Annotated in this window: 14 protein-coding genes, 1 tRNA gene and 1 pseudogene; 9 read left to right on the forward strand and 7 right to left on the reverse strand. The window is 64.7% G+C overall.

Annotated features, from left to right (window positions below):
- The 6 genes and pseudogenes from xopAD to NX05_RS13835 all read right to left on the reverse strand — a co-directional run.
- Positions 1-6770: XopAD/skwp family type III secretion system effector (gene xopAD, locus NX05_RS13815; protein ID WP_080991473.1), on the reverse strand; the 6770-nt coding region annotated here is incomplete at its 3' end.
- A 227-nt stretch (positions 6771-6997) separates the two neighbouring features.
- Entirely contained in the window at positions 6998-7315 is a 318-nt protein-coding gene (locus NX05_RS13820; protein ID WP_244220677.1) for a wall-associated protein, read from the reverse strand.
- Between the two features lie 51 nt (positions 7316-7366).
- A complete protein-coding gene (locus NX05_RS23790; RefSeq protein ID WP_126922735.1) occupies positions 7367-7834 on the reverse strand; it encodes a hypothetical protein in 468 nt (155 codons plus the stop codon).
- Between the two features lie 83 nt (positions 7835-7917).
- Positions 7918-8367, reverse strand: a pseudogene (locus NX05_RS22685) (DUF6538 domain-containing protein); the annotation flags it as partial.
- Positions 8368-8434: 67 nt separating this feature from the next.
- A tRNA-Gly gene (locus NX05_RS13830) sits at positions 8435-8508 on the reverse strand.
- Positions 8509-8624: 116 nt separating this feature from the next.
- Positions 8625-10409, reverse strand: coding sequence for an autotransporter domain-containing esterase (locus NX05_RS13835; RefSeq protein WP_017117867.1), 1785 nt, complete (start codon positions 10407-10409; stop codon positions 8625-8627).
- A 186-nt stretch (positions 10410-10595) separates the two neighbouring features.
- On the opposite strand from NX05_RS13835, the gene thiS reads away from it, so the two are divergent.
- The 4 genes from thiS to NX05_RS13855 all read left to right on the forward strand — a co-directional run bounded on the left by thiS (position 10596) and on the right by NX05_RS13855 (position 14588).
- Positions 10596-10796: a sulfur carrier protein ThiS gene (thiS, locus tag NX05_RS13840; protein WP_010378015.1), complete on the forward strand. Its 201-nt coding sequence runs from the start codon at positions 10596-10598 to the stop codon at positions 10794-10796.
- Between the two features lie 48 nt (positions 10797-10844).
- Complete coding sequence (locus NX05_RS13845; RefSeq protein WP_010378013.1) at positions 10845-11639, forward strand: thiazole synthase; 795 nt, start codon at positions 10845-10847, stop codon at positions 11637-11639.
- Between the two features lie 251 nt (positions 11640-11890).
- Positions 11891-12649 (forward strand): tRNA (guanosine(46)-N7)-methyltransferase TrmB, encoded by a 759-nt coding sequence (trmB, locus tag NX05_RS13850; protein ID WP_010378010.1) that lies wholly within the window; start codon positions 11891-11893, stop codon positions 12647-12649.
- A 76-nt stretch (positions 12650-12725) separates the two neighbouring features.
- Positions 12726-14588, forward strand: coding sequence for an SLC13 family permease (locus NX05_RS13855; RefSeq protein ID WP_039436241.1), 1863 nt, complete (start codon positions 12726-12728; stop codon positions 14586-14588).
- 58 nt (positions 14589-14646) lie between these two features.
- Here NX05_RS13855 and NX05_RS13860 read toward each other — a convergent pair whose 3' ends face one another.
- Positions 14647-14988 carry a Rieske (2Fe-2S) protein gene (locus tag NX05_RS13860; RefSeq protein ID WP_039436244.1) on the reverse strand — a complete coding sequence of 114 codons (342 nt, stop codon included), beginning with the start codon at positions 14986-14988 and terminating at the stop codon, positions 14647-14649.
- A gap of 262 nt (positions 14989-15250) precedes the next feature.
- Here NX05_RS13860 and NX05_RS13865 point away from each other — a divergent pair, with 262 nt between their 5' ends.
- From NX05_RS13865 to NX05_RS13885, 5 genes are all read left to right on the forward strand, one after another.
- Positions 15251-15526 (forward strand): hypothetical protein, encoded by a 276-nt coding sequence (locus NX05_RS13865; protein ID WP_010378006.1) that lies wholly within the window; start codon positions 15251-15253, stop codon positions 15524-15526.
- A gap of 449 nt (positions 15527-15975) precedes the next feature.
- Positions 15976-16689: a fumarylacetoacetate hydrolase family protein gene (locus NX05_RS13870; protein WP_039436246.1), complete on the forward strand. Its 714-nt coding sequence runs from the start codon at positions 15976-15978 to the stop codon at positions 16687-16689.
- Between the two features lie 60 nt (positions 16690-16749).
- Positions 16750-17181: a large-conductance mechanosensitive channel protein MscL gene (gene mscL / locus NX05_RS13875; protein WP_010370977.1), complete on the forward strand. Its 432-nt coding sequence runs from the start codon at positions 16750-16752 to the stop codon at positions 17179-17181.
- 122 nt (positions 17182-17303) lie between these two features.
- A complete protein-coding gene (locus NX05_RS13880; RefSeq protein ID WP_039436248.1) occupies positions 17304-18722 on the forward strand; it encodes a M20/M25/M40 family metallo-hydrolase in 1419 nt (472 codons plus the stop codon).
- Between the two features lie 352 nt (positions 18723-19074).
- Positions 19075-20127 (forward strand): LacI family DNA-binding transcriptional regulator, encoded by a 1053-nt coding sequence (locus NX05_RS13885; protein ID WP_039436251.1) that lies wholly within the window; start codon positions 19075-19077, stop codon positions 20125-20127.
- The last annotated feature ends 19 nt before the right edge of the window (positions 20128-20146 follow it).

Here is a 20146-nt window from a genome sequence, read left to right on the forward strand (position 1 = left end):
CTGACCCGTGCATGGCCCTGATCGTCCAGTGCGGCGAGCACGGCGCGCAGGCCGGCGGTAAAGTCCCGCGGTTCCAGCACCATGCTGTAGCGCAGCGCATCGTTGACGTTGGCTGCCGCTTCTTCCAACGTCTGCTTCTTCAATGCCATCCGCTGCTTGAGCTTTTCCTGCAACGAGCTGTAGGACTTCAGTTGATGCTGTGTGCCGGCCAGTTGCCCGCCATGACGCGCGGCAATGCGCTGCAGCATGTCGGTGACCTGCGGCTCCATCTGGCGAGCGCGCCGCAGCAAGGCCTGCGCCTCCACCGCAATGTCCTGCGGCTGCACGGCGCGCAGCCGCTCAGCCGGCGGCTGCGGCCGGGCGATCCAGCCGGCCTGCTGAAGCGCCTCAAGCGCGTCTTCCATGACGCCAGCGGCCATCGACGGCATGCGCTGCAGCAGCAGCTTGGTCTGTTCGGGATCGAAGCGCCCGTCCTGCATGGCCCGGGCGGTTGCCCTGCTGTAGGGCACGCTGCGGACCCGCTCGGCAAAGCTCCGCTCGGACTGTTCGCAGGCCTCCACGATCTTGGCGAACAGCGCTGTGCCGGTGTCGGACTTCAGCGCATCGGTGCCGACCTTGATCGCGGTGGTGAACAGGTTGCGCATGGTCAGTTCCGGCTGGCCGGGGATGAGCCCGGGTTGCCCGTTCGGGAACTGCGCATGCGACAGCCGGCACACCGGGTAGTTGTCCAGGATGGCGTGGATGCGGGCGTCGACGCCGGACGCAGCTTCGTAGGCCTTGGCCAGGCCGGGAAACGCCTCAGCCAGGGCCTCGGGCAACGCCGGCGCGGCGCTGTCGGCGGCCGGGTCCGTCTCAAGCGCAAGCAGCTGCGCGTGCAGCAACGTGGCCGCTTGTCGCGCCTCGGGCAGGTGGGCGCGTTCGATCGCCTCGCGCGCCTGCACGCGCAGCGTGGCCAACACCTGAGGATCGCGGACCTGCTCGTCGAGCAGCGCGCGCAAACCGTTGCGCAACCCGCGCTCGATGCCATCGTAGGTGCCGAACATCATGTCGCGCGCCATCGCTTCGCGCAGGTCGTCCGGCTGCCCCATGAAACGCGACGCCAGCGTGGCCGCCGCCGAGGTGATGCGCTGACCGCGCTTGAGGGACATGATTTCCGACAGCCGCCCGGGCTGGTAGTGGCCGCTGACCGGGTCGATGGCCGGCGTGGCCGTCTTCGGCGGCTTGAAGGACTTTTGCCGACCGAGCACGGCCTTGCGATCCATCACCCGCGAAATCAGCGCGGCCAGCTTGGGGTAGCCTGCGTAGACAAACGCATCGTCGCCGTCGGTGTCCATGTCGCGTTTGCGCAGCTCGTCAATCGGCAGTGCGCCCAGGCGCCCAGGCTCCACGATGTCCTTGAGCCGCAGGCTGCCGGTGCTGAGGATCTCGCGCGGCAAGGCACCGCGGTCACGGCCGTTTGTCCAGCACGACAGCGTCTTCAGATCTTCCTTGGAGCAGGCCAGGTCGGTGTCGCTGAACCCGGCCGGCCACTGCTGCTCGGGCACCACCACCAGCATGCCCTTGCTGTGCAGCATCTGCGCATCGGCGCCGGAACGATCATCAAAACCGGTGTAGCTGTACTGGATGCCGAAGCACTGGGAGAGGAACGCGGCGGTGGCATCGCCCTTGGCCACGGTGGCGATGCGCTGCTCCGGCACCGGCAGCAGATTCTCCTTGTCGTAGGGGGGCTTGCCGAGCAGCAACGGGCCGCCGGCGGCGTCGAAGGCCTGGCTGCGCTGCTGCGGCAGATGCACCTTGTCGTCGGCCGAAGGCACCGCCCGCACCCGCTGGCCCCGGTAGCCGCCGCCGATGAGCGGCCTGTACAGCCACAGCGGGTCATCGCCTGCCGGCTCCAGGGTCTGCAGCCGGTCCTGCATCGCCGCGTGCGCCTCTTCCAGCGCTGCATCATCGCGCGGGTAATGCTGCAGCGCCTGCGGTGGCATCACCGAAGGCCCCTTGTCTTTGGCCACCAGCTCGCGCTGCTCCTCGGTGGCCTGGTTCGCCTGCACCGCGTGCCAGGCCTGGTAATGCTTGCGGAAGGCGGGGATGGACAAGGCCACCTCCAGTTTCACAAAGCCGCAGCCATCGTTGGGGCACAACGCCAGGGCAGTGCCATCCACGGCCAACGGCTTGAACGGATGCGCAGGGCCCTCGACGTCATCGAACACGCCCAGGCGCAGCGTGCCCTCCGCGACATGGTCACTGGGCACCATCTCCAGCAACGAACGCTGCATGCGCGACCAGTCCTCGCGTTGCGGAGCGAGCTTGGCCGCCAGCTGCATCAGGCTGCTGCCCGGGGCGGTGTCGGCATAGCGGAATGCCGGCAACAGCGACGCCGACGCCTTGCGTTGGGACAGCACCAGGCTGTGGCTACCGGATTTGCTGCGCGCCGCGCGGCTGCCGCCGAACATGTCAAAGCGCCAGGGCTCGCCGTTGTAGTTGAACGTGCGCGCCAGCATGAAGGTCGATAGCTCACCAGGCAGTTGCACTTCCACCAGCGGCAGCCCGGTCAGGCGCGCAAACAGCGAGTACGGCTTGTCCGATTCGGAACGGTTGGTCGACAGCTCCTTGCCCACCAGATCGACCACCACATGGGTCGTGCTGCCGTGGCCGGGCGCCGGCGCCACCAGCCGGCCGGGAACCGAGGACATGCTCAAGCGCCCACGGTCCAGGTCAAAGCGGGTCGGTGGATGGGCCTGGGTAATCGTCGGCGCTTCCTTGGCCATGCGCAGGTCCAGGGCGTCGAACACCTGCTCGCCGGCCTCGATCTGCGCGATCAGGTTCCAGCTCATCTCGCCCAGGTCCGCCTCGATCGCCTCGCGCGTGCGCGCCAGCGTCTGGTCCACCCACTTCACCAGTTCGTCGCGGCGCTGGCGCAGTTGCTTGCGCGACCCCTCAAGATGGCGCGCTTTCCATTGCCGGCTCACCACCGCGTAGGCCTTGAGCACCTGGTAGAAGGTCAGCGCCGGGCAGCGTGTTGCATGCTGTTCGATGCCGGCCGACGCGCGTGCGCCGTCCCCGCCCAGGTACAGGTCGATCTTGCGCGCGACGATGGGCTGCAACGTATTGAACACGCGCAATGCCTGGACCCCATGGCGGGGCCTGAGCTCCGGGCTGCGGATAAACGGCACCAGTCCCATGCAGAGGCTGCCGATCCCCTCAAGGCTGGTCTGGCGTAATCCATCGTCCCCGATCAGGGCCGACACCCGCTCCAGCGCCGGCTGTCCCAGCGAACGCATCTGGCGCTGAAGCTGCGCCGACGCAAAGGCCTTGAAGAGCACACCGATGTCGGTGGCCGAAGCGGACGCAAACCGCTCGCGGTGCACATCCAGGTGCCCGGCCATCGCCTGCAGCTTGGCGACACCCAGGGTCCGGAACTGCCCATCCTCCTCTTCGTCCTCTTCGTCCAGGTTCAACAGCCGGGAGATCGCGTTGGCCACCATCGCGATCGCACGCATCTGGAACTGCCGCCAGGGCAGCTCGGGCGAACCTGCGCGCTCGGCGAGCAGCACAAATGCCGACTGGCAGACTGGCCTGGCAAGGCATCTGTTGAGCGCGTTGAGCGAGATGGTCATGCCTTGCGGGTCCAGGGCCTGCCGCAACATGGGATCGTTCGCCAGCCTCGCCGCCAAGACGTCGATGGCCGTCTCGCAAACCTGAGTGCCGGGCCATTTGCGCAGGGCGTTGAACGCATTGGCCACGCCTTGCGAGTCCAGGGCCTTGCGCAAGACAAGATCGTCGCCCAGACGCTCCGCAAGCGCGCTGGCGGCGGCCGCGCAGACCGGCGTGTCCGGCCATTTGCTCAGGGCGTTGAGCACGGCGGTGAGGCCTTGTGAGTTCAGGGCCTTGCACAAGCCAGGGTCGTTGGCCAGCCGCTCGGCCAGCGCACGGGCGGCCGCTGCACAGACCTCGTTGTCGGGCCATTTGCTCAAGGCGTTGAGCGCATTGGCCACGCCTTGCGCGTCCAAAGACTTGCGTAACCGGGAATCGTCGACCAGCCGCTCGGCCAACGCGCTTGCAGCTTCCAAACAGAACGGCGTGTCGGGCCATTTGCTCAGGGCATTCAATGCGTTGGTGAATTCTTGTGAGTTCAGCGCCTTGCGCAACCAGGGATCGTTGGCTAGCCGCTCTGCCAACGCGCTGGCGGCGACCGCACAAACCGGCATATCGGGCCACTTGCTCAGGGCGTTAAGCGCAGTAACCACACCTTGCGGGTGGAGGTCCTTACGCAACTGGGGAGCGTCGGCCAGCCGCTTGGCCAGCGCACTGACGGCGGCTGCACAGATCTGGCTGTTGGGCCATTTGCTCAGCGCGTTGAGCGTATTGGCCATGCCTTGCGTGTCCAGGTCCTTGCGCAACTGAGGTTCGTCGGCCAAGCGCTCAGCCAGCGTGCCGACGGCGGCCGCACAGAGCTTGTTGTCGGGCCATTTGCACAGCGCGTTGAGCGCTTGGGTCAAATGGACAGGGTCGAGGGTCTTGCACAACTGGGGATCGTCGGCCAGGCGCCCGGCCAGCTTGCTGGCGGCGGCCGCACAGATATCCATGCGGGGCCACTTGCTCACGGCGTTGAGCGCGGCGGCCACGCCCTGCGGCTCCAGTGCCTTGAGTAACCGGGAGTCGCCTGCCAACCGTGCGGCCAGCGCGCTGACAGCGGCGGCACAGACCCTGCTGGCAGGCCATTTACTTAGGGCATTGAGCGCACTGGTGACGCTTTGCAGATCCAGGGCCTCAACTAATGCAGGCTCCTCGACCAGCCGTGCCGCCAGCGCGCTTGCAGCGGCCGCACAGACTGCGTCGTCGGGCCATTTGCTCAGGGCGTTGAGCGCGTTGGCTACTTCATGTGCTTTGAGCGCCTTGCGCAGCACGGGATCTTTGGCCAGCCGCTCGGCCAGCGCGCTGGCGGCGGCCGCACACAGCTCATTATCGGGCCACTTGCTCAGGGCATTCAGTGCAGTGACTACTTCTTGCGGATCCAGGTCCTTGCGCAAGCTCGGATCCTCGGCCAGCCGCTTGGTCAGCGCGGTGGCGGCGACCGCGCTGACCGGCGTACCGGGCCACTTGCTCAGGGCGTTGAGCGCGTTGGTTATTTCATGCGCGTTGAGTGCATTACGCAGCTCGGGGTCGTGGGCAAGCCGCGAGGCGAGTGCCTTTACCGCAGCAGTGCAGACCGGTGAGCCAGGCCATTTGCTTAGGGCATTTAACACGTTGGTCGCGTCTAATGGATTGAGGACGTTGCGCAACTCGGGTTCGTCGACCAGACGTGCCACGAGCGCGTTGGCGGCTTCCGCACAGACCTCTGCGTGGGGCCATTTGCTCAGGGCGTTGAGCACATTGGCCACGCCTTGCGGATTGAGGTCCTTGCGCAACCCGGGATCGTCAACCAGCCGCTCGGCCAGCGCGCTGACTGCCTCCGCACAGACCGCGTCGTCGGGCCATTTGCTCAGGGCATTCAGCGTGTTCGCCACGCTCTGCGCACCCATGACGCAACGCAGGCGCTTGTCGCTGGCGACAAGTGCAGCGAGCCGATGCGCCGTGACCTGGCAGTCCGGATTATCGGACCACTTACTGAAGGTGTTGAGTGCTAGGCTGATGCCCTGCACTTGCAGAGCCTGCCAGGCGTGCTCGTCACGCCGCAGATGACGTGCCAAAAGCGCCACCGCGCGTTCGCACCGGCCGCTGTCGAGATTCTTTGAGAAGGCGTTCAGGAGAAGAACTACCGGGTAGCCCCTCAGCCCCACCAGATCATCGGCCTGCGTGACCTGTCCAGCGATCCACGCGATGGCCTCCATGCACGCGGGCAGGTTCTGGTGCTTGCTCAGCTTGTTGCCCACATGCGCCAGCTGCACCAGCGATGCACCTTCGAACCATCCGGTCTCGGTGAGATAGTGCGCCGCAAGCTCGGTGCAACGATCCAGATCGCGGGGCGTCACCCCTGCTCCTCTGGCGCGCCGTGCAGTGGCAATCAGCTGAAGATATTTGTCCAGCCGCTGCGCGTTGACTTGCGCGTTGACACTCTCTTCCAGGAAGGGCAATGCCATCCCGTTACGCATGCGATGCGCCAGCTCGTTGTCGTATGCCATCGACACGCACAGGCCAGCATTGTGGTTCCGAGCGATTCCGTGGGACTCACCGAGCTGTTGCTGCTGGTGCTGTCGCTGCGCCTGTAGCCGCTTTTGTTCCGGCCAGTCCAGCTGATGTTCGGTCGTGCGCAGGTCGTCGGTCGTCAGCCCCATACCATGCAGTGGCCGCTTTGACTGCCGAGATGGCGCTTGCTCTTCACGTGGTCGCTTTCTTGCGGACCGCTCGGACGGTTGTTCGCGCGGTCGAAGAGATGCCCTTGCCTCCACACCATGCCGCAAGGGTCGTTGTGGCCGAAGATGCGCTGGCGACGCGTCGACGTCAGCGGTCATCGTGTCCAGCTGCCGCTCGGTTTTGATGCGCTCGTTTTTTACGCCAGAGGGCTGCCAGCGAAAGCGCCTGTCCCATGCGCCTTCGCCGGCATCGATTTCCTCTTTTTTCAAGGCGCTTGCGCGAAAGGGCTTGCTGTCTCGCGTCGACGCCCCCGGGGCATCCGACTCTCTCCTCGGCCGTTTTGTCGGCGGCCGTCCAAGCCGTTGATGCGCGCCGCTGGTGCTGGCTGCTGCCTGATCCTCCGTTAGCCTGGGCTTTTCCTCATGAGCGTAAGGCGGGTTTGTGCGGACCGCGCTTGAATTGGTGGCATGAGTTTTCATGCCCGAAATTTAGTCAATCTGCCCGCGAGCGACTTGTTCAATACGAAGCGCCGAAGACGTGTGCGACGCCCGCCGCGGGCTGGGCGGATGACCCACCACGCGTCGCAGCAATTGGATATCTTGGATGTAGCACCTGCAGGCCGTGTCCTCGGCTGCCGTCAGGCGCCGTGCTCGAGTGGCACACCGCTTAGGCGACGCAGCAATCATGCCGGCGGCTGACAAATTTCCTACTGGCCGCTGGCTGACCATGCCAGATTGCCAGCCGCGTCGTAGGCCATGACGGTCGAACCGCTCTCGGGCTCGATCACTTTGCACAGCTGCTGGTTCGCATCGTAGACGTAGCGACGGGCCGCCAGGCCAACGCCATGCTCCACCGGTGACGGTGCTACCACCTGCACGACCTGGTTGCTGGATTCATTACCGAAATCACCGGCACCATCGCGCATTCGCCAACGCAGGTTGTAGCCGCCCGCACCTAGGGGCGCGCGGAGGCTGAAGTTGAAGTCCACACTTCCGCCAGGCGGAACATCGGATGGCAGGCCCACTTCGCCTGGCGACCATCCTCGCGTATTGCCAACCAACACAGCCCGATAGCCCTACCCCTGGCGCCAGGTGACATTTCCCGTGTTCGTGAACCGCACGGACCCGGTGACAGAACGTCCGGTTGCGAGCTGCGCCGGCATGTTCTGAGAGACGAAAGCAGCATTACGCTGCATAGCAGGAATCGAGAGTGCGCCCGACCCATCAATGAGGGAGTTGTCGCGACCGACCGGAGAAATGCCATGGATATAGAACGGCTTGCCGCCTTGGCTTCGAATCAGGTCTTCGGTAATTGGAATTGAGAAGCGGTAGTTACTCCCCGACGATGAGCAAGCGCTGGCAACGCCAGGTTCGCTGGCAAGGTTTGCGCTAGCGATAGCAGCAAGCGTTCCAGTCCCATAAGCCCCGCCCGCATACATATGGACGTCAATCGATCGGCGTAGTCCTGCAGAATACGCCCAGCCGACAATCGCCTTGTTGTCCTGAATACCCTCGATCCGCCCTTTGATCACCGATGCAGACACGGCCACTGCGCCCGGCCCGGAAATGGTGTCGTTTGAGGCTCCTACCGGAGAGAGGCCATGGATATAAATGGCCTTACCGCCGTTTGCCGACGCTTGGCCACCCTCGCCGCCATGACCTCGGTGGGCTCCGTCTGCCGCGACCGCACCATTAGGTCTCCAAACATCACGGCATCGGCAGGATTCTCCAGCTGCGCCTGGGCGATGCGCGTGCCGTCCGGCAGCGTCACGTCTTTCAGCGTGAGCTCGTTGATGTCCCCACTGCTGACCTTCCTGAGCAGCTCATCCAGATCCACGGTCGTCCCTTTCCGCAGCGCATGGCATCGAATGCCATCGATGGTGCCATTCCCATCGTGGCGGCCGCCAGCCTGGCGTGGTCACCGCGACGGTTTCCCAGCGATCGGACAAGGTAACGCGAGCCAATCAGGGCTCGAAGATCGGTGGGAACAAATGAAGCGCGCATACAGGCCGGCCGAGCGCGCAATCATCAGAGGCTTGGGCAAGATTGATACCTCGATTGATACCTCAAGGGGCATCGCTCGGAATCATCAATCGGCCAAAATATCCAGACAAGTCAAGCACTTAAAGACTTGGCAGAAGCTCTGGAGCGGGCGATGGGAATCGAACCCACGTCAGTAGCTTGGGAAGCTACAGCTCTACCATTGAGCTACGCCCGCATGGCGCTGGCAGAGTTTATGCGGGTGCGGGTGTCTGGCGCAATGCGCGCAGATAGAACGAGGGCCGGTTGCCCGGCCCACGTGTCTTGCTTGCTAACTGTGGCTTACCGCGCGCTTCAGAAGTTGCCGCTGAAGTTCACGAACAAGGTGGCATCGCGTGCGCTGCGCTGGGCCGTGGTGGTGCTCAGACCAACGTTGCTCTGTAGGCCCCACAGGCCGGTGTGTGCGCCCAGCACGACGGTTGCGTAGTTGCGATCAAAGTTCTGGCCCGGAACGGTGTACATGCCGACCTCCGGCATCGACTGCAGCCAGGCGCTGGCTTCGCCGCCTTCCTTGAACTCGTGGTCGTAGGTCGCCTGCAGGTACGGCTTGACCGCCGCGCCGTCCAGACGCACCTGGAAGCCAACGCGGCCGACCAGCGAGTCGATGTCCTGGTTGGCGTAGCCCAGCGCGGTGGAGCTTTCGTTGCTTTCGGTGTAGCCGTCGAGCTTGATCTTCTGCCAGGTCAGGCCGGCCACCGGGCCGTACTTGACGTTGCCTTCGCCCAGCGAATAACCGGCATTAAGCGCGGCGGTGAGGTTGCTGCCGTCCGGCGAGCCGCTATGCACGCGGGTGGCTGGCCCGAGCTGCACTTCACGGTCCACGTCGTAGCTCAGCCAGCTGTAGCTGACCTGGGCGTTGACCCACACCGGGCCGGTGTACCAACCGAAGAAACCGCCCAGGGTGCTGTCGTCCTGCTTGAAGCTGCCGTTGCGGTTGCCGAAGTCGGCATCCATGCGGCCGAAACCGGCAAAGCCACCGAACACCATGTCGCCCGCGGTCCAATCCACACCGAACAGGCCGGCCGGCGCCATGCCGTCATACAGATCGGCGTGGTCGTAACGCTGCATGTCGCCACGCACGCTCCCCCACCAACGCATGCCATCGGCGTCCGGCTTGCCGTCCAGATGCCAGGCCACCTGGTCGGCGCGCGCGCGGCCGACGGCCTGCGCGGAATGGGTCAGCACCTGCTGCAAACGCGGCGCTTCCAGCAGCGAGATGGCGTATTCGCCCAGGATCTGGTGCACCGCCGTGCTCGGGTGGATGCTGTCGGCGAACACATAGGTGTTCTGCGCATTGGCGGCGACCAGGCTGGTCGGGTTACAGGCCGGCAGCGGCACGGCCGGGTTGCAGGCGGTGCTGGTGACATTGCTGAAACCGTAGGTGCCCGGGTTGGCGACGATTTCCTGCAGCATGTGGAAGGTGTCGACCGGGATCACGCGCAGGCCGGCCGACTGCAGACCGTTGAACAAAGCGGTGTTGTAGGCGGTAGCCGCGCCGGTGCCCTGCGCCATGCCCACAGCGCCGCCAGCGCGGAAGCGCGGGGTGAGGCCGACGTCCGGAATGGTCGGCACCATGACGTAACGCGCGCCGGCGTTCTGCAAGGCAGCCACGGCGCCCACCTGGGCGGTCACCGCGCTGCCGATGATGGCCTGCGCCTGTGCCGGAGCGAGGGACGCGGCAAGCAAGTCATTGGCGCCGCCCCACACGGTGTAGAGCGCATTGGGGTTGGCGCGGCCGCCGTTGGCGGTGAGATAGGTGTTGATCTGGCTGGTCACCGACGGCGCAGCGCCAAGTGCGCTGACCGAGCTGGCCTGGATGCGCGCGCCGCCGGCAGCGTAGTTGTCGCCGGTCTGGCCATTGCCGTTGGGCGCGGCACTGGTGCCGAAATGGTCGCCAACATATTCGGCCCACACCCAACCCGGGTTGGTGGTGAACTTGCCGGTGACTGCGCGCGAGGCGGCCGGCAGCAGCGGGTTGTAGTAGCCGCTGTCGGTGAGGCTGTCACCGAAGAACACGGTCTGGTCGAAGGCCGATTCGGCCATGGCCGGAGTGGCCGCGATAGCGATGGCCATGGCCATCAGGGAGCGGATCGGGCGAAGTGTTGAAGCCATCGGAATGCCTGCTTGAAGTGAGTGGGACCGGACCGGCGTGCATACGTACGCTGGCGAATGGCACATGGTTTCACCCTCGCCGCCCGCGCTCACGCTGCATTGCCGCATAACGCAAACGCGCGCCGGAGCGGCACGCGATGCAACAATGATGCCATGAACATTCAACTCAACGGCACTCCACGCTCGCTTCCCGATAACTTGCTGCTGGCCACCCTGCTGGAGCAGGAAGGCTTAGCACAGCGCCGCGTTGCGGTAGAGGTCAATGGCGAAATCGTGTCACGTGGACGGCACGCAGAACACGCCTTGCGCGAGGGCGACGTGGTGGAAATCGTGCACGCACTGGGCGGCGGTTGATGCGCCGCGCAGGCGGCGCAGCTGCGCCCGATCGGTGATAATTGCCGCATGACGAACCCCGCCCCCTCTGATGCGCTGGTTATCGCCGGCAAACGCTACCGTTCGCGCCTGCTCACTGGCACCGGCAAGTTCAAGGATCTGGACGAAACCCGGCTGGCCACCGAAGCCGCCGCGGCCGACATCGTGACCGTTGCCATTCGCCGAGTGAACATCGGCCAGGACCCCAACGCGCCCAGCCTGCTGGATGTGCTGCCGCCGGATCGCTACACGCTGCTGCCCAACACCGCCGGCTGCTACACCGCCGAGGACGCAGTGCGCACCTGCCGGTTGGCGCGCGAACTGCTGGACGGCCACAACCTCACCAAGTTGGAAGTGCTCGGCGACGAGAAGACGCTGTACCCGGATGTGGTGCAGACGCTCAAGGCCGCCGAACAACTGGTCGCCGACGGATTCGAAGTGATGGTCTACACCTCCGACGATCCGATCCTGGCCAAGCGCCTCGAGGAAATCGGCTGCGTGGCGGTGATGCCGCTGGCCGCGCCGATCGGTTCGGGGTTGGGCATCCAGAACAAGTACAACCTGCTGGAAATCATCGAAAACGCCAAGGTGCCGATCATTGTCGATGCCGGCGTGGGCACCGCCTCGGATGCGGCGATTGCGATGGAACTGGGCTGCGATGGCGTGCTGATGAATACCGCCATTGCCGGTGCGCGCAACCCGATCCTGATGGCCAGCGCGATGCGCAAGGCGATCGAGGCCGGACGGGAGGCGTTTCTGGCCGGGCGGATTCCCCGCAAGCGTTATGCATCGGCATCGAGCCCAGTGGATGGCGTGATTGGATGATGGGGTGGTCTGCGTTGACATGGCGGCCGAGGCGCAATGATTGGCAGTGCCGCGTGCGAGATATGACCGCTGCCAGATCCCGCGTTGCTGCGAGCGCCCCCTCACGCCGTACCCTCACCCCAACCCCCGCTCCGCGCCCCGGCCCGCGCCTGCGTCGCGGGCGCTCCCAGGCACGCGCGCCCATGGCGCGCAAACTGTGCCTCCTCGCCCCGGTGGGCGAGAGGCTTTGTTATCTGATGTGACCGCCTTTCATGACTGACCCTTTCACCAGCGACGGCGCCAAGATGCCGCCCAAGCCCTTCACCATCGAAGAAGGCCGCCGGCAGGTGCGCAGCTTCGTGCTGCGCCAGGGCCGCTTCACGCCGGCGCAGCAACGCGCATTCGATGAGCTGTGGCCGCGTTTCGGGCTGGATTACCTCGGTACGCCGCGTGATCTGGCTGCCACCTTCGGGCGCGATGCGCACAAGGTACTGGAGATCGGCTTCGGTAATGGTGCGGCGTTGCGCTTTGCCGCGCAGCAGGACACGAGCCGCGATTACATCGGCATCGAGGTGCATGCGCCCGGTGTGGGCCGCCTGCTCAACGCGCTGGATGAGGACGGCAGCACGCATGTGCGCCTGTATCACCACGATGCGGTGGAAGTGCTGGAACACGAGATCGCCGATGGTGTGCTGGACGAAGTACGCATCTATTTCCCCGATCCGTGGCACAAGAAGCGGCATAACAAGCGCCGCCTGATCCAGCCGGCGTTTGCGCAGTTGCTGGTGCGCAAGCTGCGCAACGGCGGCCGCCTGCATGCCGCCACCGATTGGGCCGATTACGCCGAACAGATGTGGGACGTGCTCGATGCCACCCCGGGCCTGGTCAATCGCGCAGGCCCGCGCGGCCACGTCGAACGCCCGGCCTGGCGCCCGCAAACCCACTTCGAAACGCGCGGCCAGAAGCTCGGCCACGGCGTGTGGGATCTGGTGTATGACCGGGATTCGGGAATCGGGATTGGGGATTCGTAACAGCGGCATGCCCGGCAACCAGATGCTTCAGCGCTTTTAACCAATCCCACTCACGAATCACGAATCCCGGCACCCCATGGACACCGCGCTGACGCTGACCAACGATATGAAGCTCGTCCTCGGGCTGGTCGGTTTCACGATGGCGATGTTCCTGTTCGAGCGCATTCGCGCCGACGTGGTGGCATTGATCGTGCTGGTGGTACTGGGTGTCACCGGGTTGGTAGCGCCGGAAGAATTGTTCGGTGGTTTTTCCGGTAATGCGGTGATGAGCATCATCGCCACCACCATTCTGGGCGCGGGCCTGGAACGCACCGGTGCGTTGAACCGGCTGGCGACCTGGTTGTTGCGGCGTTCGCACGGCAGCGAACAGCGCCTGATGATGATGACGCTGGCCATCTCCGGCTTGAACTCGTCATTCATGCAGAACCCGTCAGTGATGGCCTTGTACCTGCCGGTCGCCTCGCGCCTGGCCGCACGCACCGGACTCACCTTGCAGCGCATGTTGTTGCCGATCGCCGCCGCCATCGTGATGGGCGGCGCGCTCACCATGGTCGGCAATTCACCGCTGATCCTGCTCAACGACCTGCTGGTGTCGGCCAACAACAACCTGCCCTCGGGCATGGCCAGCATCGAGCCGTTGACGATGTTCGCGCCACTGCCGATCGGCGTGGCCTTGTTGATCGCCGCGTTGCTGTACTTCCGGTTCTACGGCGACCGCAAACTGATCGAAGAAGAACAGCTGATCAACGAAGGTGTCACGCCCTCGCGCACCGAAAGCTATTTCGCCAAAACCTACGGCATCGACGGCGATGTGTTCGAGCTGATCGTCACTGCCGAAAGCCCGCTGGTGGGCATGACCCTGGGCGAAGCCGAAGCCTTGCACGATGCGCCGTTGCTGCTTGCGCTCAAGACCGGCAACGACACCCGCCTGGCGCCGCCGGCCGATATGCGCATCTGGGTCGGCAGCGTGCTCGGTGCGATGGGGCCGCGCCAGGACGTGGCCGACTTTGCGCAAAACCAATTCCTGCGCATGTCCTCGCGGCTGCGCAACCTGGGCGACTTGTTCAACCCCAGCCTGGCCGGCATTTCCGAGGCGGTGATCCCGCCCAATTCGCGGCTGATCGGCAAGAGCGCCGCCGAGTTGCGCCTGCGCAAGCAGGCCGGCATCAGCCTGCTGGCGATCAACCGCGACAAGCAGGTCATCCGCGAGGACGTGCGCAGCGTGCCGTTGCGCGCCGGCGACATGCTGGTCTTCCACAGCATCTGGCAGGACCTGGCGCAGGCTGCGGAGAGCCGCGATTTCGTGCCGGTGACCGACTTTCCCAAAGGCGAACAGCGCCCGCACAAGTTCAAGATCGCGATGGCGATCTTCGCCTTTACCATCCTGATTGCGTTGACCTCGCGCCTGCCGGTGGCGCTGACGCTGATGACCGGCGTGGCCTGCATGCTGGTCAGCGGCGTGTTGCGCATGGACGAGGCCTACGCATCGATCAACTGGAAAACCATCTTCATGATGGCCGGCCTGATTCCGCTGGGCTGGGCGATGGACAGCAGTGGTACTGCTGCCTGGGTCGCCGGCCACACCATCGATCGCCTGCCCGAAGGCATCCCGGTGTGGGCGCTGGAAATCAGCCTGGCGCTGCTGACCACTGCGTTCTCGCTGGTGATCAGCCATGTCGGCGCGACCATCGTGATGGTGCCGATTGCGGTCAATCTGGCGCTGGCGGCCAACGGCAACCCGACCGCGTTTGCCCTGATCGTGGCGTTGTCGGCGTCCAATAATTTAATGACCGCTTCCAACCCGGTGATCTCGATGGTGGCCGGCCCGGCCAACTACCAACCGCGCGAACTGTGGCGCGTGGGCGCGCCGTTGTCGCTGATCTACATCGTGGTGATGGTGTCGATGATCAACCTGATGTTCTGGTGGGCGGCGCGCTAATCCGGCGTCGCACTTTTAGAGCGGCTAACCACACCGCATCAGCAATCGTTCTTCGTGCTCACCCCAGCAGCACCTGCTCGTCCTCAACCCGTACCGGCACCGCACACAGCGATTGACCGCGGCACGGGCCGCTGACGCATTCGCCAGCGTTCAATTCGAATGCCGCACCGTGCGCGGCGCAGACCAACTGCCCTTCCTTGGTCTTGAGGAACTGGCCCGGCGCCCAGTCCAACCGGCGGCCAGCATGCGGGCAGATGTTCAACCAAGCGCGGACCTGCGTGCCTTCGCGATACAGCACCAGCGATTCGGCGCCGCTATCCAAGCGTGCTTCGACTTCCAAAAACCCGGCATCGGGAATCTGCGTCAACGTGGCAAGCGTGGTGCGCGATGGCGACGACATGCAAGGGACCGGCAACGAGGAACCTGGATTGTGGCATGCAGTCTTGGGCAGCATTGATGAGCCTGAGTCGGCGGCTGAGCATTGAGAGAAGACGACAGCAGCAGCGGACAGCCGGCTACAACTGGACTTGCTGGCCCCCTTTCCACGCATGCCGCCTGTGATCGTCGCTGCAAATCGCAGTGTCAATTAACGAAGTTTTCACTCAATGACATGAAACCGCAACGATACTGCGCGCTTGTTTCCTGACCGGCAGCCCACCGCCATGCCCGCTCGTATCTTCCAATTCGGCAACCTCCACCACCTGTTTGCGCCGCGCAAGCCGCGTCACCCGTTGGTACGCGTTGCCGCCGGCCTGGCTGGTCTGGTCATCCTTGCGGTGCTGATTTTTTTTAGCGTGTTCGTTGGCGCGGCAATGATCCTGGGCGGCATCGCCTGGAAGTTGTTGAGCAGGTCGAGCCGCCGCACGCCACAGCAGACGCGTGTGGTCGACGCCGAATACCACGTGGTGCGCAAGCCCGCATTGCCCTTGTCGCACTGACATCTTCGCTGACGGCATCGCTGCGCAGCCGGCCGGTCTGCGCAGTTGCTCTCCGGATGGGCGCGTGCCCGTATCGATGACGATGTCTTTCCGGCGAGCCACACTGATGTTCTGAGCGCTTGGATTTCTGAGCGCTTGCCGCGCTTTAGCATTCCCACGCTGCTGGGCGATGCGTTGATTGGTCAGGCGCGCACCTGACGCTGCATCGAGCACCAGTGCACCACACGGCGCGACTCTCCTTAATCAACGCCGCAGCAGCGCGACGCTCGTGCTGTTTTGGATTCGTCATTGTCTCGTTGTACGCGCCACTACTTGAGCTAGTGTTGCTGCCGGCCGCTTTGTAGCGTCTGCCATCGCGGCCGTGTCATGCAATGTGCGCACGCGCAACGGTTCCGTCGTACACAAGCAAAACGCTAGACTCATGCGTCTGTGTTCTTGAGGATGCGCGCATGACCCATGATGTGATTCCCGCCGCTGATGTTCCGCGCATTCCCGTGGTGGGCGGTGGCAGTTTTCCGGTGCACCGAATCTACTGCGTGGGGCGCAATTTTGCCGACCATGCGCGCGAGATGGGCGCCTCCGCACCAGCCTCCAAAGCAGAGCGCGGCCAGCCCACCTTTTTCATGAAGCCTGCCGATGCCATCGTGGTCGGCCACGGCGACCAGATTCCCTACCCGCCCGGCACCAAGGAGTTGCACCACGAAGTGGAGCTGGTGGTGGCACTGGGCAGCGATGCGCCGGCCGGCGAGTTGCCGGTGGAGCAGGCCGAACGCCTGATCTACGGCTACGGTGTGGGGCTGGATCTGACCCGCCGCGATCTGCAGGCCGCGGCCAAGGCCAAGGGTCTGCCGTGGGATATCGCCAAGGGCTTCGATCACTCCGCACCGATCAGCGAGCTGGTGCATGCCGGCGAAGTCGGCGCGCTAGAGGCCTTGAATCTTTCGCTGGAGGTCAATGGGCAGGTGCGTCAGCAGTCGTTGCTGGATCAGATGATCTGGAACGTGCCGGAGATCCTGCACGAGCTGTCCAAGCTCTATGCATTGCGCGCAGGCGATCTGATTTTCATGGGCACGCCGGCCGGCGTTGGCCCGCTGCTGCCGGGCGACCAGTTCAGTGCGCGCCTGGAAAACGTCGCCGAACGCCACGGCATCATCGCGGGCTGACATCGGGCCCGCTACGATCGGGCTGCGGCAGTTGGTCCGCGACCGCACTTGGAGTGCAGTATGGGAATGGTCAGCGAATTCAAGCAATTCGCAATGCGCGGCAATGTCATCGACCTGGCGGTCGGTGTGGTCATCGGTGCGGCGTTCGGCAAGATCGTCACCGCGCTGGTGGAGAAAATCATCATGCCGCCGATTGGCTGGGCCATCGGCAACGTGGATTTTTCGCGCCTGGCGTGGGTGCTCAAGCCGGCCAGCGTCGATGCCACCGGCAAGGAAATTCCGGCGGTTGCGATTGGCTACGGCGATTTCATCAACACCGTCGTGCAGTTCGTGATCATCGCCTTCGCGATCTTTCTGGTGGTCAAGTTGATCAACCGCGTGACCCATCGCAAGCCGGATGCCCCGAAGGCCCCGAGCGAGGAAGTGCTGTTGCTGCGCGAGATTCGCGACTCACTCAAGAACGACACGCTTAAGTCGCCGGGCGCGCTGTAAGCAGGCACAACCAATTGAGGCATGCTGGCGCGCACTTCGCGCAGAAGGATGACCTTTCGCACGCAGACGGGGGACTTCGCGCTGATAAGCTCGGCGTCCCCTCATCGTTGGAGCCGCCCTGCATGCGTCGCCTCGCTGTTGCCATCTCTGCCCTACTCGCCTGCTCCTCCGCATTCGCCGCACAGACCAGCATCCCCGACAGCGCATTGCGCACCGCCGCGCAGCTACGCGAGCAAGCGCTGGCCGACAACACCGGCTTTGCGGTGGTCCAATCATTGACCACCGAAGTGGGCCCGCGCATTGCCGGTGGCGAAGCGGGCTTGCGTGCGGTGGCCTGGGCCAAGGCGAAATTCACTGCGCTGGGCTTCGACAAGGTGTGGACCGAGCCGGTGACCTTTCCGAAATGGGAACGTCGCAGCGAACGCGCTGCCGTGCTCGGTGCGCATGCGCAGCCGCTGACCATCACCGCACTGGGCGGCAGCCCGGGCGGCACCGTCGAAGGCGAGGTAGTGCGCTTCGAGAATTTGGCTGCGTTGCAGGCCGCGCCGGCCGGCTCGCTGGCCGGCAAGATCGCGTTTGTCGATTATCAGATGGTCAAGGCGCGCGACGGCAAGGATTACGGCAACGGCGGCGCGGTGCGCAGCAAGGGCCCGTCGGAAGCGATCCGCAAAGGCGCCATTGGCTTTGTCATGCGCTCGGCCGGCACCGACTCGCACCGCGTGCCGCACACCGGCATCACCCGCTTCGATGAAGGCCTGACGCCGGTGCCGGCTGCAGCGCTGTCGGTGCCCGATGCCAATCAACTCGCGCGACTCACCGCACTGGGCAGCACGCGCGTGCGGCTGGCGCTGGATTGCGGCTGGGACGGCACGGCCACCTCGTACAACGTGATTGGCGAAATCACCGGGCGCAGCAGGCCCAAGGAAGTGGTTGTCATCGGTGGTCATCTGGATTCGTGGGATCTGGGCACCGGCGCGATCGACGACGGCGCCGGCGTGGCGATCACCATGGCCGCCGGCCACCTGATCGGCCAACTCAAGCAGGCCCCCAAGCGCACCATTCGCGTGGTGGCCTTCGCCAACGAGGAGCAGGGTCTGTACGGCGGCAAGGCGTATGCGGCAGCGCACGGCAAGGATGCCAAGGACATGGCGCTGCATCAGATCGGCGCGGAAAGTGACTTCGGCGCCGGGCGCATCTACGCATTCAACACCGGCGCGGCTGCGCCAGACGACTCGCGTGCAGCAACCAAGCAGATTGCCGAGGTGCTTGCACCGCTGGGCATCGCGTATGAACCGAGCAAGGGCGGCCCTGGTCCGGATGTCGGGCCGATTTCTGCCAAGGGTGGTGCCTGGGGATGGCTGGCGCAGGATGGCACCGACTACTTCGACCTGCACCACACCGCCGACGACACGCTGGACAAGATCGACCCGAAGGCGCTCGCGCAGAACGTGGCTGCTTACACCGTGTTCGCATATCTGGCCGCAGAAGCCGATGGCGACTTTGGCAGCCGCGCGAAGAGCGTGCAACCACCGAACGAGTAAGCGACGCGCAATGTCTGGCGCGTGCGTCGGGTGCTGGGTGTAGGCAGTGCCTTGCTGATCTGCAAGCGCCAGATGCATGCAAGAATCGCAGCAGGCCGGGCGATGGTGATTGCGTAGATCGGCTTGTTCGTCTCGCAAGTGGCAGTTGCTTTGAAGCAGCTGCCACTCGCAATGCGTCACGCCAGGTGGGCACGCATCACGTGCTCGGCAGCGGCGCATACATGTTCTGCGCAGCGGTGACGCATCGCCGCCGCTGGCACTGCACAACGCGCTTGATTGGTTGCTTTTGGTCGTCGCCTTAAACCTCGAATCTGTAGCGCGCATTCGCTTCTACCCAGGATGAGCACACACAATGGTGGCCAAGCGGCAACGCAGTGCGAACAATGCGGCGACGTTGTTGGATGTCGCCAAACACGCCGGTGTCTCGCCGATGACCGCTTCGCGCGTGATCAACCGCCACCCGCATGTCGGCGAAGATATGCGGGCGCGCGTGGAGTCCTCGGTGCAGGCGTTGGGCTACCGGCCAAATCTCGCCGGCCGCTCGTTACGCACCAGCGGGTTGCTGCGTATCGGCGTGTTGTATAGCAACCCGAGCGCGGCCTATCTCAATCAATTCATGCTCGGCCTGCTCGAACAGAGCAGCCTCACTGGCAGCCAGGTCATGGTGGAAAAGTGCGGCGCCATCCGCAGCCAGCGGGCGGCGACCGAGCGCCTGCTCGCTGCCGGCGTCGATGGCGTGATCCTGCCGCCGCCGTTATGCGACTCGCGCCAGACCATTACCGAACTCGATGCACGCGGCATCCCGGTGGTTGCTGTGGCCAGTGGCGCACCCATGGCGCAAATCAGCTCGGTGCGGATCGACGACTACCAGGCCGCACGTGCCATCGTCGACCACCTGATCGAACTTGGGCATCGTCGCATTGCCTTGATCAAGGGCGACCCCAAACACACCCCGAGCGCACTGCGCGCCAACGGCTATCTCGACAGCATGCAAGCCGCCGGCTTACCTGTCGCAGATGGATTGATCGCCGAAGGGTTGTTCACCTATCGCTCTGGGCTGCTCGCCGCGCGCAACCTGTTGGCCCAGCCGCAACCCGCAACTGCGATCTTTTGCAGCAATGACGACATGGCGGCCGCAGCGGTGGCGGTTGCGCATGGATTGGGCTTGCGCGTGCCCGAAGATGTCTCCATCGCCGGCTTCGACGACACGCCGGTGGCCACCACCATCTGGCCCGAACTCACCACCGTGCATCAACCCGTCACCGCGATGGGCCGCGCCGCCGTCTCGTTACTGGCCGATGCGATTCGTCAACGCCGCAAGGGCGACACCGCACCCGGCGTGCATCAGGTGATGAAGTACACGCTGGTCAAGCGTGGCTCCACGGCCGGGCCGGCGAAGGGATAGCGCAACAGCGCGCAGTTGC

It is taken from the genome of Xanthomonas vasicola, from assembly GCF_000772705.2.
Lineage (GTDB): Bacteria > Pseudomonadota > Gammaproteobacteria > Xanthomonadales > Xanthomonadaceae > Xanthomonas > Xanthomonas vasicola.

Coding starts and splice junctions, on each gene's coding strand:
- NX05_RS13835 (WP_017117867.1), bottom strand. CDS start 10,409: ATGGCCATGGCCATCGCTATCGCGGCCACTCCGGCCATGGCCGAATCG.
- thiS (WP_010378015.1), top strand. CDS start 10,596: ATGAACATTCAACTCAACGGCACTCCACGCTCGCTTCCCGATAACTTG.
- NX05_RS13845 (WP_010378013.1), top strand. CDS start 10,845: ATGACGAACCCCGCCCCCTCTGATGCGCTGGTTATCGCCGGCAAACGC.
- trmB (WP_010378010.1), top strand. CDS start 11,891: ATGACTGACCCTTTCACCAGCGACGGCGCCAAGATGCCGCCCAAGCCC.
- NX05_RS13855 (WP_039436241.1), top strand. CDS start 12,726: ATGGACACCGCGCTGACGCTGACCAACGATATGAAGCTCGTCCTCGGG.
- NX05_RS13860 (WP_039436244.1), bottom strand. CDS start 14,988: ATGTCGTCGCCATCGCGCACCACGCTTGCCACGTTGACGCAGATTCCC.
- NX05_RS13865 (WP_010378006.1), top strand. CDS start 15,251: ATGCCCGCTCGTATCTTCCAATTCGGCAACCTCCACCACCTGTTTGCG.
- NX05_RS13870 (WP_039436246.1), top strand. CDS start 15,976: ATGACCCATGATGTGATTCCCGCCGCTGATGTTCCGCGCATTCCCGTG.
- mscL (WP_010370977.1), top strand. CDS start 16,750: ATGGGAATGGTCAGCGAATTCAAGCAATTCGCAATGCGCGGCAATGTC.
- NX05_RS13880 (WP_039436248.1), top strand. CDS start 17,304: ATGCGTCGCCTCGCTGTTGCCATCTCTGCCCTACTCGCCTGCTCCTCC.
- NX05_RS13885 (WP_039436251.1), top strand. CDS start 19,075: ATGGTGGCCAAGCGGCAACGCAGTGCGAACAATGCGGCGACGTTGTTG.